The sequence below is a fragment of the Rhizobium sp. BK619 genome, from assembly GCF_014195245.1.
GTDB classification, from domain to species: domain Bacteria; phylum Pseudomonadota; class Alphaproteobacteria; order Rhizobiales; family Rhizobiaceae; genus Rhizobium; species Rhizobium acidisoli.
This window is the reverse complement of the sequence record NZ_JACIBH010000001.1, coordinates 252,236-264,758: the sequence shown is the minus strand read 5'-3', so window position 1 is coordinate 264,758 and position 12,523 is coordinate 252,236. Positions and strand designations below refer to the sequence as shown.

11 protein-coding genes are annotated in these 12,523 nt (G+C 62.7%); 4 read left to right on the top strand and 7 right to left on the bottom strand.

Features of this window, described 5'->3' with window-relative positions; genetic code table 11:
• Nucleotide 1: 1 nt before the first annotated feature.
• The 7 genes from purU to FHX14_RS01220 form a co-directional block, all read right to left on the bottom strand.
• Nucleotides 2-886 carry a formyltetrahydrofolate deformylase gene (gene purU, locus FHX14_RS01250; protein ID WP_003594869.1) on the bottom strand — a complete coding sequence of 295 codons (885 nt, stop codon included), beginning with the start codon at nucleotides 884-886 and terminating at the stop codon, nucleotides 2-4.
• A gap of 97 nt (nucleotides 887-983) precedes the next feature.
• Nucleotides 984-2,291: a type III glutamate--ammonia ligase gene (gene glnT, locus FHX14_RS01245; RefSeq protein ID WP_012555031.1), complete on the bottom strand. Its 1,308-nt coding sequence runs from the start codon at nucleotides 2,289-2,291 to the stop codon at nucleotides 984-986.
• Between the two features lie 80 nt (nucleotides 2,292-2,371).
• Nucleotides 2,372-3,700, bottom strand: coding sequence for an FMN-binding glutamate synthase family protein (locus tag FHX14_RS01240; protein WP_003594873.1), 1,329 nt, complete (start codon nucleotides 3,698-3,700; stop codon nucleotides 2,372-2,374).
• Between the two features lie 14 nt (nucleotides 3,701-3,714).
• Nucleotides 3,715-4,401: a GXGXG domain-containing protein gene (locus tag FHX14_RS01235; RefSeq protein ID WP_003594875.1), complete on the bottom strand. Its 687-nt coding sequence runs from the start codon at nucleotides 4,399-4,401 to the stop codon at nucleotides 3,715-3,717.
• A 55-nt stretch (nucleotides 4,402-4,456) separates the two neighbouring features.
• Complete coding sequence (locus tag FHX14_RS01230; RefSeq protein ID WP_003594878.1) at nucleotides 4,457-5,362, bottom strand: glutamine amidotransferase family protein; 906 nt, start codon at nucleotides 5,360-5,362, stop codon at nucleotides 4,457-4,459.
• Nucleotides 5,363-5,451: 89 nt separating this feature from the next.
• Entirely contained in the window at nucleotides 5,452-6,135 is a 684-nt protein-coding gene (locus FHX14_RS01225) for a helix-turn-helix domain-containing protein (RefSeq protein WP_003594880.1), read from the bottom strand.
• Nucleotides 6,136-6,205: 70 nt separating this feature from the next.
• Nucleotides 6,206-7,165: a GlxA family transcriptional regulator gene (locus FHX14_RS01220; protein WP_184375574.1), complete on the bottom strand. Its 960-nt coding sequence runs from the start codon at nucleotides 7,163-7,165 to the stop codon at nucleotides 6,206-6,208.
• Nucleotides 7,166-7,252: 87 nt separating this feature from the next.
• Here FHX14_RS01220 and FHX14_RS01215 point away from each other — a divergent pair, with 87 nt between their 5' ends.
• From FHX14_RS01215 to FHX14_RS01200, 4 genes are read left to right on the top strand one after another with little or no spacing between them, the layout of a single operon-like run.
• Complete coding sequence (locus tag FHX14_RS01215) at nucleotides 7,253-8,503, top strand: sarcosine oxidase subunit beta family protein (RefSeq protein ID WP_184375573.1); 1,251 nt, start codon at nucleotides 7,253-7,255, stop codon at nucleotides 8,501-8,503.
• Nucleotides 8,504-8,515: 12 nt separating this feature from the next.
• Nucleotides 8,516-8,797 (top strand): sarcosine oxidase subunit delta, encoded by a 282-nt coding sequence (locus tag FHX14_RS01210; protein ID WP_003594885.1) that lies wholly within the window; start codon nucleotides 8,516-8,518, stop codon nucleotides 8,795-8,797.
• On the top strand, nucleotides 8,794-11,748 hold the full coding sequence (locus tag FHX14_RS01205; protein WP_184375571.1) for a sarcosine oxidase subunit alpha family protein: 2,955 nt from the start codon (nucleotides 8,794-8,796) through the stop codon (nucleotides 11,746-11,748). Before FHX14_RS01210 ends, FHX14_RS01205 begins: the two co-directional genes overlap by 4 nt.
• A complete protein-coding gene (locus tag FHX14_RS01200; protein ID WP_184375570.1) occupies nucleotides 11,741-12,289 on the top strand; it encodes a sarcosine oxidase subunit gamma family protein in 549 nt (182 codons plus the stop codon). The genes FHX14_RS01205 and FHX14_RS01200 overlap by 8 nt, the downstream gene beginning before the upstream one ends.
• Nucleotides 12,290-12,523: the final 234 nt, after the last annotated feature.

The window sequence follows — 12,523 nt, the reverse complement described above, 5'->3', positions numbered from 1 at the left end:
CTCAGCCCATGCGTTCGGAGGCGTAGCTGCCGGGGCTTGCCGGGAAGACCACGGTGCGGTTGCCGTTGATGAAGGTGCGATGGTGAATATGGGCGTGGATGGCCCGGGCCAGCACCTGGCTTTCGACATCGCGGCCGATCGAGACATAGTCGTCGGGCGACTGCGCATGGGTGATGCGCGCCGTGTCCTGCTCGATGATCGGGCCTTCGTCGAGATCGGCGGTGACGTAATGGGCGGTTGCCCCGATCAGCTTGACGCCGCGGCCATAGGCCTGCTTGTAGGGGTTGGCGCCCTTGAAGCTCGGCAGGAAGGAATGGTGGATGTTGATGATCTTGCCCGACATCTTCTGGCACATCTCGTCCGAGAGGATCTGCATGTAGCGGGCGAGCACGATCAGCTCGGTGCCGGTCTGCTCGGCCACCTCCATGATACGGGCTTCGGCCTGAACCTTGTTAGCCTTGGTGACCGGAATATGGTGGAAGGGAATGTCGTGGTTGACCACGACCTTCTGGTAGTCGAAATGGTTGGAGACGACGCCGACGATATCGATCGGCAGGGCGCCGATCTTCCAGCGATAGAGCAGGTCGTTGAGACAATGGCCGAAGCGCGACACCATCAGCAGCACCTTCATGCGCTTCTCGCTGTCGTGGAATTCGTAATCCATCGAAAAGGGGGCGGCGACCGGTGAAAAATCGGCGCCGATCTCGGTGCCGGACAGACCCTCCTCCGAGATGAAGGAGACGCGCATGAAGAATTTTCCGGTATCGAGATCGTCGAACTGCGAGCTATCGATGATGTTGCAGCCCTTCTCCGCCAGATAACTCGAAATCGCCGCCACGATGCCGCGCGTCGACTTGCAGGATACGGTGAGTACGACGTTCTTCATGCTGTCTTTTCCTTCACGAGATCAAGTGCCGAGGATGCGATCACGCCGAGCTTGTCAGCCCGGCGTGTCGGCGGTCTCGAAGACATCCGTCGGCCGCTCAGATGTCGAGCGTGCTGTCGCGTTCCCACTGGGTGAAATGCGAGCAGTAGGCATTCCATTCCCGATGCTTGAGCTTTAGATAGGCGGCGGAAAATTCCGCCCCCATCGCCTGCTTCAGGCCCTCGTCGGCATCATAGGCACGCAGCGCATCTAGGAGGTTGAGCGGCAGGCGCGGCGCGTCCTTCACCAGATGCCCCTCGGCATACATGTCGATATCATAGTGCCGGCCGGGGTCTGCCTGGCTGCGGATGCCGTTAAGGCCGGCGGCAATGATGATCGCCTGCAGCAGATAGGGATTGACCGCTCCATCAGGCAGGCGCAGTTCGAAACGTCCCGGTCCCGGCACGCGCACCATGTGGGTGCGGTTATTGCCCGTCCAGGTCACGGTGTTCGGCGACCAGGTGGCGCCTGAGGTGGTGCGCGGCGCGTTGATGCGCTTGTAGGAATTGACCGTCGGATTGGTGACCGCGGCAAGCGCCGAGGCATGTTTCATAATGCCGCCGAGGAAGGTCTTGCCCTGAGCCGAGAGCCCAAAGGCCATTTCCTTGTCGGCGAAGGCGTTGACCTTGCCATCGATGTCCCAAACCGAGATGTGGGCGTGGCAGCCGTTTCCGGTCAGGCCCATGAAGGGCTTCGGCATGAAGGTGGCGCGAAGGCCATGCTTTTCGGCGACCGACTTGACCATGAACTTGAAGAAGGAGTGTTTGTCTGCGGTCTGAAGCACGTCGTCATATTCCCAGTTCATCTCGAACTGGCCGTTCGCATCCTCGTGGTCGTTCTGATAGGGCTTCCAGCCGAGCTCGAGCATGTAGTCGCAGATCTCGGCGATGACATCATAGCGACGCATCACGGCCTGCTGATCGTAGCACGGTTTTTCGGCGGTATCGAACTGGTCCGAAATCACCGAACCATCCGCAGAGATCAGAAAGAACTCGGGTTCCACGCCGGTTTTTACCCGCAGCCCTTCTTTCGCAGCCTCAGCAACCAGCTTTTTCAGCAGCACACGTGGCGCCTGTTCGACGGGCTGATCGTCCATGACGCAGTCGGCTGCGACCCATGCGACGTCTTTCTTCCATGGGAGTTGGATGACCGAGGACGCATCGGGAACCGCGAACAGGTCGGGATGGGCCGGCGTCAGATCGAGCCAGGTTGCAAAACCCGCAAAGCCCGCGCCGTCTTTCTGCATATCGGCAATGGCTTGCGCCGGGACCAGCTTGGCGCGTTGGGCGCCGAACAGGTCCGTGTAGCTGATCATGAAATATTTGATGCCTTTTTCGGAGGCGTATTGCGAGAGATCCAGTGTCACGTTTGTCCCCTTGTATTGATCTCAGACACTTGATGATGAAGCCGGCCGCATCCTCCCAAACGCGCCCGGCTGATGTTTTTTTAAAAACCGGTCTTGCCGGGGATCCAGTTGGTGCCGGCGAGCGGCACTTGCGCCATGGCCGATGCCTCGATCGTCAATGCAACGAGGTCTTCCGGCTCGAGGTTATGGAGGTGGTTCTTGCCGCAGGCACGCGCGATCGTCTGCGCCTCGAGCGTCATCACCTTGAGGTAGTTGGCAAGGCGGCGGCCGGCCGCAACCGGATCAAGGCGCTTTGCGAGCTCCGGATCCTGGGTGGTGATGCCGGCCGGATCCTTGCCTTCATGCCAGTCGTCATAGGCGCCGGCCGTCGTGCCGAGCTTTTGATATTCTTCTTCCCAGTGCGGATCGTTATCGCCGATGGCAACAAGTGCCGCCGTGCCGATCGCGACCGCGTCGGCGCCGAGCGCCAGCGCCTTGGCGACGTCGGCGCCCGAGCGGATGCCGCCCGAAACGATCAGCTGCACCTTGCGATGCATGCCGAGATCCTGCAACGCCTGGACCGCCGGACGAATGCAGGCGAGTGTCGGCATGCCGACATTCTCGATGAAGACGTCCTGCGTGGCCGCCGTGCCGCCCTGCATGCCGTCGAGCACGACGACGTCGGCGCCGGCCTTCACGGCAAGAGCGGTGTCGTAATAGGGACGCGCGCCACCGACCTTGACGTAGATCGGCTTTTCCCAATCGGTGATTTCGCGCAGCTCCATGATCTTGATTTCCAGATCATCGGGGCCGGTCCAGTCCGGATGGCGGCAGGCCGAGCGCTGGTCGATGCCCTTTGGCAGGTTGCGCATATTGGCAACGCGGTCGGAGATCTTCTGGCCGAGCAGCATGCCGCCGCCGCCGGGCTTGGCGCCCTGGCCGACCACGACTTCGATGGCATCGGCGCGGCGCAAATCCTTCGGATTCATGCCGTAGCGGGAGGGCAGATATTGGTAGACCAGCGTTTGCGAATGGCCGCGTTCCTCATCGGTCATGCCGCCGTCGCCTGTCGTGGTCGAGGTGCCGGCGATGGTCGCACCGCGGCCGAGCGCTTCCTTGGCGTTGCCGGATAGCGCGCCGAAGCTCATGCCGGCAATGGTGATCGGCGTCTTGAGCGTGATCGGCTTCTTGGCGAAACGTGAGCCGAGCACGACTGTCGTGTCGCACTTCTCGCGATAACCTTCGAGCGGGTAGCGCGAGATCGAGGCGCCGAGAAACAGCAGATCGTCGAAATGCGGAACCTTGCGCTTGGTGCCGGCGCCGCGGATGTCATAGATCCCGGTCGCGGCCGCCCGGCGGATTTCGGCAAGCGTATAGTCATCGAAGGTCGCGGACTTGCGTGGCGGGGTATAAGGATTGTGATAGCTCATGGGGGTCCCTCGCCTCAGTACGCGTCGGCGTTGTCGATGTTGAAATTGTAGAGCTTGCGAGCCGAGCCGTAGCGCTTGAACTCTTCGGGCCTGACGTCCGTCACGCCTGCTTTATCGAGCAGCTCGGCAAGCTTTTCCAGATGCTCCGGCCGCATCTCTTTCTCGATGCAGTCGGATCCCAGGCTCTTGACTTCGCCGCGGACAAAAAGCTTGGCTTCGTAGAGCGAATCCCCCAGCGCTTCGCCGGCGTCGCCGAGTACGACGAGATGGCCGGACTGGCCCATGAAGGCCGACATGTGGCCGATGCTGCCATGAACGACGATGTCGATGCCCTTCATCGAAATGCCGCAGCGCGACGCCGCATTGCCCTTGATGACGAGCAGGCCGCCGCGGCCGGTGGCGCCGGCATACTGGCTGGCGTCGCCCTCGATGACGACAGTGCCCGACATCATGTTTTCGGCAACGCCCGGACCGGCCGAACCGTGGACCGTGACCCTGCCGCCGTCATTCATGCCGGCGCAGTAATAACCGACCGATCCTTTGACGGCGACCGTGACGGGGCTGTCGATACCGACGGCAACGGAATGACTGCCGCGCGGGTTGATGACCTCGAATTCAGTGTCGTTGGCACCTTTGGAAAGGGCGTGCAGCGCGCTGTTCAGTTCGCGAAGAGGGGTGTTGGAAAGATCGAATGTCGGCATTGCATCCTCGTTGGTCCGGGAGACGGTCTGACCCGCTCCTGCATTCAGGCGCCCCTCAGGCAGCCTTGTCGTGATCCCAGAAGTAAACGGTGGCCGGCTCCGGCTCCCAGACACGGGCGTTCTCGATGCCTGGAAGATTGACCAGCGCGCGGTATTCCGAGCCGAAGGCGACATATTGGTCGGTCTCGGCCATTACGGCGGGCTTGCAGGCGATCGGGTCGCGCACCACCCCGAAGCCGGACTTGGTGCCGACGACGAAGGTGAAGAAACCGTCGAGATCGTCGAGCGCGCCGGTCAGGGCCTCACCGAGATCCTTGCCCTTGGCCATTTCGGCCGTCAGATAGGCGGCGGCGACTTCGGAATCGTTCTGCGTCTCGAAGGTCATGCCTTCGCGAACCAGTTCGCGGCGCAGGTTGTTGTGGTTGGACAGCGAGCCGTTGTGCACCAAGCACTGGTCGGCGCCGGTCGAGAACGGATGGGCGCCGAGTGTGGTGACCGCGGATTCCGTCGCCATGCGGGTATGGCCGATGCCGTGGGTGCCGCCCATGGCGCGGACATCGAACCGCTTCACGACGTCTTTCGGAAGACCGATTTCCTTGTAGATTTCGACGCTTTCGCCCGATCCCATCAGGCGGACCGTCGGGCGGATCTCTTCGAGCGCCTTGCGCACGGTTCCAAGCTTGGAGGCATCCAGCTCGATGACCGCATGCGTGCTCTTGATCGACACCTCGGCTCTGATGCCAGCCTTCGCAAGGTCAGCGGCGAGGCCTTCGAAGTCCACGCCGGGGTTGGCGGACTGGATGGTAATCTTCGCTTTTCCCTCGGTGGAGCCGCCATAGATTGCGATTCCGGCTGAGTCCGGTCCGCGATCCGTCATGGTGATCAGCATATCCGAGAGCAGATTTCCCAGCTGAGGTTCAAGGCTCTTGTCCTTGAGGAACAATCCAACAATGCCGCACATAGCGTGTGCCTCCGTTCATGGTGAGAAAGGACTAGCAGGACTATTTCAGGACTTCAACTAGGAAGAATAAATTTTTCTTTTAAGGCAAGTCAGCTTCTGGAATTCTGCTGGGGATAGCTGATGATCGAGAGGTATTTGCTCGGCAGTTCCACCAGTTGTTCCGGGCCATGCGGCGCATCGGCATCGAAGAACAGGCTGTCGCCCGGCTGCATCTGGAAAAGCTGATCGCCATGGCGGTAGATGACCTCGCCTTCGAGCATGTAGAGAAATTCCATGCCCTCGTGCTGGAAGGTCGGGAAGGTGTCGGAATCGGCCGTCAGCGTGATGAGATAGGGTTCGACGATGACGCCGCTGGTATTGTTGTCGATGTGGCCGAGCAGATTATATTGATGGCCGGCGCGCGTGCCGCGCCGTTCGAGCTCGATGCCCTGCCCCGCCTTGACGAAGACGGCATTGCGCGGTTCCTCAAAGCGGCGGAAAAAGGCGGTCATCGGCACGCCGAGCGCCCGCGACAGCGATTGCAGCGTCGTCAGCGACGGCGAGATGTTGCCGTTCTCGATCTTCGACAGCATGCCGAGCGAAATGCCGGTCGCGGCCGCCAGATCGGTCACCGTGATGCCGAGTTTCTTGCGGTAGGCGCGCACCTCATGGCCGATCGCCATTTCGAGGTTGTTTTCCTTCGGCTCGCGAACAGCGTGCGGATCCTGGGAAAAGGGAGCGCGTTCGCTATGCGCCTGTTCCGGTTGCTTCGCCGCTTCAAGCTTGGATTTCATGCTGCCGCCTTCGCGTTGTTCAGAGGCAACCCTATCGCCCTAGTGAAATTTTCTCAACCGTGAAGAAAACCTATTCCCGCCGCGCCTCACGCGGAGCGATGCCGTAGACGGCGCGGAACATCCGGGAAAAGTGGCTAAGACTGGAAAAGCCGGTGGCAACGGCGATCTCTGAGACGGAAAGCGGGCTCTGCTTCAGCAGGCGTTGGGCGTGCTGCAGCCTGATCCTGTGGTACTGATCGAGGAAGCTGGTTTTAAGATGGGCGGAAAAGAGCCGGTCGAGATGGCGGACGGTGACGCCGGCGATGCGCGCCATGGCGGCGCGGTCGAGCGGCATTTCGATCGTCTCCTCCATCCGTTCGAGAACGCTGAGCAGCCCGGGATGGTGGACGCCGTAGCGCTCGGCGAGCGAGGCGCGCTGGGGGGCGGCGGGCTCGTTGACCTCGGTGTGAAGATACCAGTCGCTGACGCGGCGGGCAAAATCAGGTCCCATGCGCTCGGCGATCAGCACATGCATCATATCGAGCGGTGCGATGCCGCCGCCGCAGGTGATGCGGTTGCCGTCGATCATGAAGCGCGCTTGGCGTGGCGTAAGCTCCGGAAAGGTCTCGAGCAGGGCGGCCGCATGTTCCCAGTGGATGGTAAAATCGCGGCCGACCAGCAGTCCGGCGGCAGCCATCAGATAGGGACCGCCCGAAATGCCGCCGATCCTCACACCCTCGCGCGACAACTGCCTGAGGCAGGCAAGCACGCCGGGATAACGCCAGTCGCGCGGCAAGCCGCCGGCGCAGACGAAGGCCATGCCGAGGCCGGAACCTCTGGCCGGAAGGGGTTCGGCGGGCACGCTGACGCCTGAAGAGGAGAGCGCCGGCCCTCCGTCCGGCGAAAAGATCGACAGCCGATAGATTTCTCGTCCGGCCAGAAGGTTTGCCGCCCTGAGCGGCTCGGTCGCCGAGGCATAGGACATCAGCGCGAATCCCGGTATCAGGATGAAGCCGATTTCCTGGACATTTTTACTATCGGGCGAGGACATGTCTCTTTTCTAACCATTCATGTCCTTATAGCGCAAGTCGAACGTCTCCTTTCTGGCATCATGCGGTCGTTCCATTCGGATTGACCCATGCGCTATTCCGCTCTTTCGATTTTTCTCAACGGCCTTCGCGGCAACAAAGGCTGGGCGCCCGCCTGGCGCGACCCGGCGCCGAAGCCGCATTACGACGTCATCATCGTCGGCGGCGGCGGTCACGGCCTTGCCACCGCCTATTATCTCGCCAAGGAATTCGGCATCACCAATGTCGCTGTCCTTGAAAAGGGTTATCTCGGCTCCGGCAACATCGGCAGGAACACGACGATCATTCGCTCGAACTACCTGCTGCCCGGCAACAATCCTTTCTACGAACTGTCGATGAAGCTTTGGGAAGGCTTGGAGCAGGACTTCAACTTCAATGCCATGGTCTCGCAGCGCGGCGTTCTCAATCTCTTCCATTCCGATGCGCAGCGCGACGCCTATACGCGCCGCGGCAACGCCATGCGGCTGCACGGCGTCGACGCCGAGCTTCTCGACCGGCAGGCGGTGCGCAAAAAACTGCCCTTCCTCGATTTCGACAATGCCCGTTTCCCGGTGATGGGTGCTTTGTACCAACCGCGCGGCGGCACGGTGCGCCACGATGCGGTCGCCTGGGGTTATGCGCGCGGCGCCGACAGCCGCGGCGTCGACATCATCACCCAGTGCGAAGTGACCGGCATCCGCAGCGAAAACGGTCAGGTCACCGGCGTCGAGACCAGCCGGGGTTTCATCGGATGCGGCAAGCTGGCGCTGGCAGCGGCCGGCAATTCTACCGTCGTTGCCGACATGGCCGGCCTTCGCCTGCCGATCGAAAGCCATGTGCTGCAGGCCTTCGTCTCCGAAGGACTGAAACCCTTCATCGACAATGTCGTCACCTTCGGCGCCGGCCATTTTTACGTCTCGCAGTCGGACAAGGGCGGGCTCGTCTTCGGTGGCGATATCGACGGTTATAATTCCTATGCCCAGCGCGGCAATCTGGCCTCGGTCGAGCATGTCGCCGAAGCCGGGCTGGCGATGATCCCATCCCTGTCGCGGGTGCGTTACCTGCGCTCCTGGGGCGGGGTGATGGACATGAGCATGGACGGCTCGCCGATCATCGACCGCACCCATATAGACAATCTCTATCTCAATGCCGGCTGGTGTTACGGCGGCTTCAAGGCGACGCCGGCCTCCGGCTTCTGCTACGCCCATCTGATCACCCGCAACACGCCGCATCAAACCGCCCGCGCCTTCCGGCTCGACCGGTTCGCCCGCGGCTATCCGATCGACGAAAAGGGCGTCGGCGCCCAGCCCAATCTGCACTGAGGACATCTAACGATGGCAAGCCTGATTTCATGTCCCCATTGCGGCGCCCGGCCCAAGGAGGAATTTTCGATCCGCGGCGATGCGGGCCTGGCTCGACCGGCGCCGGATGCCGGTGCGGAGGCCTGGTTCGACTATGTCTATCTGCGCGACAATCCGCGCGGCAGCCACAGCGAATACTGGCATCATTCCTCCGGCTGCCGCCGTTGGCTGATCGTCGAACGTGATACCGTCACCCATGTGGTTCATGGCGTCAGGGATGCCGCGCTTTCGAAGCTTGGCGGGGATCTGGCATGACGAGCTTCCGTCTTGCCTCCGGCGGCCGCATCGACCGCGCCACGACACTCGGCTTCACTTTTGACGGCAAGGTTCTCGCAGGCCATCCGGGTGATACGCTCGCCTCGGCGCTGCTTGCCAACGGCATCCAGCTCGTCGGCCGCAGTTTTAAATATCATCGCCCGCGCGGCATTCTGACGGCCGGGGCTGCCGAACCGAACGCGCTGGTGACGACAGGCAGCGGCGGGCGCACCGAACCGAATACGCGCGCGACGATGATCGAGCTTTATGAGGGGCTGGCGGCCAAGAGCCAGAACCGCTGGCCCTCGCTCGGTTTCGATGTCGGCGCCGTCAACGGCCTGCTCTCGCCTTTCCTCAGCGCCGGCTTCTACTACAAGACCTTCATGTGGCCGGCAGCGCTGTGGGAAAAGCTCTACGAGCCGGTGATCCGCAAGGCGGCGGGCCTCGGCAGAGCTTCCTATGAGGCTGACCCCGATGCCTACGAGAAATGCTGGGCGCATTGCGATCTGCTGGTGATCGGCGCCGGTCCCGCCGGTCTTGCCGCAGCACTAACCGCCGGCCGCGCCGGCGCCCGCGTCATCCTCGCCGACGAAGGCCCCGAACTCGGCGGCAGCCTGCTTTCCCGCGGCACTGTCGAGGACAAGCCGGCGGACGCGCTTCTCAACGAGCTGCTGGCCGAACTCGAAGGGCTGGAAAATGTGCGCCGCCTGCCGCGCATGACCGTCTTCGGCTGGTACGACGACAATGTCTTCGGCGCCGTCGAACGCGTGCAGAAGCATGTGGCGCTGCCCGATCCGGAACGCCCGGTCGAACGCTTGTGGCGCATCGTCGCCCGCCAGGCGATCCTGGCGACAGGCGCCGAGGAACGGCCGCTGGTCTTCGGCGGCAACGATATACCAGGCGTGATGATGGCTGGCGCCATGCGCAGCTATCTCAATCGGCAGGCCGTGGCGCCAGGCAAAAGCACGGTAATATTCACCACCAACGATTCTGGTTACCGCACCGCCGCCGACCTTGAAGCCGCCGGCCTTCAGGTCGCGGCGATCGTCGACAGCCGCGCCGATGCGGGCAAGGGCTGGCAGGGCCGCGCCGAGGTGCTCAAGGGCGCCCGGGTGATCGACGCTTTTGGTGGCCAGCGCCTCAACGGCGTCAGCGTCGAAACCGCAAACGGCACCCGCCGCATCGACGCCGATGCGCTTGCCATGTCGGGCGGCTGGAGCCCGATCATCCACCTTGCCTGCCATCGCGGCGGCAAGCCGCAATGGTCGGACGAAGCTTCGGCATTTCTGGCACCGGTCGCGCAGGACGGTCTTGCCGTTGCCGGTTCGGCTGCAGGCCTCCCTGAAACCGCGGCCTGCCTCGGCGATGGCGCCGCAAAGGCGACGGCCGCCCTGAAGGCGATCGGCTTTGCAGCGGCGGAACCGGCCTTTACCGCGCCCTCGGAGACCGCGGCACTCACAAAGCCGCTCTGGTCGGTCAAGGGCTCGAAGGGCAAGGCTTTCGTCGACTATCAGAACGACGTGCATCTCAAGGACCTCGGGCTTGCCGTGCGCGAAGGCTACGGCCATGTCGAGCTTGCCAAGCGGTATACGACATCAGGCATGGCGACCGACCAGGGCAAGCTGTCCAACATCAACGCCATCGGCATTCTGGCCGAGGCGCGCGGCGTGTCGCCGGCCGAGGTGGGAACGACGACCTTCCGGCCCTTCTATACGCCGGTTTCCTTCGGCGCTCTGACCGGAACATCGCGCGGCAAACATTTCCAGCCGGGGCGCAAATCGCCGCTGCATGGCTGGGCCGAGAAGAACGGCGCGGTCTTCGTCGAAACCGGCCTCTGGTACCGGTCTTCCTGGTTCCCGCGCGCAGGTGAGGCGACATGGCGCGACAGCGTCGACCGCGAAGTGCTGAACATCCGCAAAAATGCGGGCCTCTGCGACGTCTCGACCCTTGGCAAGATCGAAATTTTCGGCCGCGACGCTGCGACCTTCCTCGACCGGGTCTATTGCAACGGCTTCGCCAAGCTTGCTCTGGGCAAGGCGCGTTACGGCATCATGCTGCGCGAGGACGGCTTCATCTATGACGACGGCACCACCAGCCGCTTCAGCGACGAGCATTTCTTCATGACGACGACGACGGCGCTTGCCGCCGGCGTGCTCACCCATCTCGAATTCTGCGCCCAGACGCTCTGGCCGGAACTCGACGTCTGCTTCGCCTCTTCCACAGATCAATGGGCGCAGATGGCCGTTGCCGGGCCGAAGTCCCGCGCCATCCTCGCCGAGATCGTCGACGAGGACATCTCCGATGCGGCCTTCCCCTTCATGAGCGCCCGCAAGGTGTCGCTATTCGCAGGCCGCCTCGAAGGCCGGCTGTTCCGGATCTCCTTCTCCGGCGAACTCGCCTACGAGCTGGCCGTGCCGGCTGGCTACGGTGAGAGCGTTGCCGACGCCGTCATGGCATCAGGCGAAAAACACGGTATCTGCGCCTATGGCGCCGAAGCGCTCGGCGTCCTGCGCATCGAAAAGGGCCACGTCACCCATGCCGAGATCAACGGCACGGTCACCCCGGGCGATCTGGGTTTCGGCCGCATGGTTTCATCGACCAAGCCGGATTTCATCGGCAAGGCGATGCTCGCCCGCGAAGGCCTGCAGGATCCCGAGCGGCCGCGCCTCGTCGGCGTCAAGCCGTTGAACCCGGCAAGCGGCTTCCGCACCGGCTCGCATATCCTTGCCGAAGGCGCTGCTGCGACGCTCGAAAACGACCAGGGCTATGTCTCCTCAAGCGCCTTTTCGCCGACGCTCGGCCATACCATCGGCCTGGCGCTGGTCACGCGCGGGCCGGAACGCATCGGTGAGAAGGTGACGGTCTGGAACGGCCTGCGCAATGAATTCACCGATGCGGTGCTCTGCCATCCCGTCTTTGTCGATCCTGAAAACGAGAAGCTCCATGCCTGATCTTCCCCAGCACAGACCGGTTCTCGCCGGCGCTCGATATAACGGCATGGCAGGATCCGGCCTCCGGCTGGAAGCCTTGCCGGAAGGCCATCTGCTGCACGTGCTCGGCGCGATCCAGCCGGCGGCGCTGGCCGCCGAACTGGTCAAAGCGGGCCTTGCAAACAGTTCGATCCGCACGGCCGGCTTCCGCCAATGGTTCGTCGCCGGCGACGCGCCGCTTCCGCCCGCCGGTCTCGATGTGCTGACGACGGCACTTGCCGGAAAAGCCTTCGTCATGGACCAGAGCCACGGGCGCGTCCGCATCGGCGTGTCCGGTCGGTCTTCGCGCCTGCTTCTTTCAAAGGGCACCGCCGTCGATCTCGACCCTTCCGTCTTCCCGGAAGGTAGCTCGGCAATGACGATGGTCGGCCAAATCTCCGTGCAGATCGTCCGCACCGGCAATGACAGCTTCGAGCTGACGGTGCCGCGCAGCTTCGCCGAAAGCCTCTGGGACGAGCTTTGCGATATGGCGGCGAGCGCCGAGAAGGACGGCGGCGTATAGGCCTGCCGTTCGTCCAGCCAACACCAGGCCAATTGCATCTCTATCCATATGCCCGCGCAGCCCAGCCGCCGGACATTGACACGGCAATACCAGGCTCCTATGTTACATGTAACGCCCTGCAGCGCGTCGCGATCTATCAGATTCGACGTTGCGCTTTAGGTTTTTATTTTTACGCATGTCGTTGCCGCAAAACCGCTGCACACTTTTGCGCGACATGCTTTAATGGAGCCAATC

Coding starts and splice junctions, on each gene's coding strand:
- FHX14_RS01220 (WP_184375574.1), bottom strand. CDS start 7,165: ATGTCCTCGCCCGATAGTAAAAATGTCCAGGAAATCGGCTTCATCCTG.
- purU (WP_003594869.1), bottom strand. CDS start 886: ATGAAGAACGTCGTACTCACCGTATCCTGCAAGTCGACGCGCGGCATC.
- FHX14_RS01235 (WP_003594875.1), bottom strand. CDS start 4,401: ATGCCGACATTCGATCTTTCCAACACCCCTCTTCGCGAACTGAACAGC.
- FHX14_RS01230 (WP_003594878.1), bottom strand. CDS start 5,362: ATGTGCGGCATTGTTGGATTGTTCCTCAAGGACAAGAGCCTTGAACCT.
- FHX14_RS01210 (WP_003594885.1), top strand. CDS start 8,516: ATGGCAAGCCTGATTTCATGTCCCCATTGCGGCGCCCGGCCCAAGGAG.
- FHX14_RS01215 (WP_184375573.1), top strand. CDS start 7,253: ATGCGCTATTCCGCTCTTTCGATTTTTCTCAACGGCCTTCGCGGCAAC.
- FHX14_RS01205 (WP_184375571.1), top strand. CDS start 8,794: ATGACGAGCTTCCGTCTTGCCTCCGGCGGCCGCATCGACCGCGCCACG.
- FHX14_RS01240 (WP_003594873.1), bottom strand. CDS start 3,700: ATGAGCTATCACAATCCTTATACCCCGCCACGCAAGTCCGCGACCTTC.
- FHX14_RS01200 (WP_184375570.1), top strand. CDS start 11,741: ATGCCTGATCTTCCCCAGCACAGACCGGTTCTCGCCGGCGCTCGATAT.
- FHX14_RS01225 (WP_003594880.1), bottom strand. CDS start 6,135: ATGAAATCCAAGCTTGAAGCGGCGAAGCAACCGGAACAGGCGCATAGC.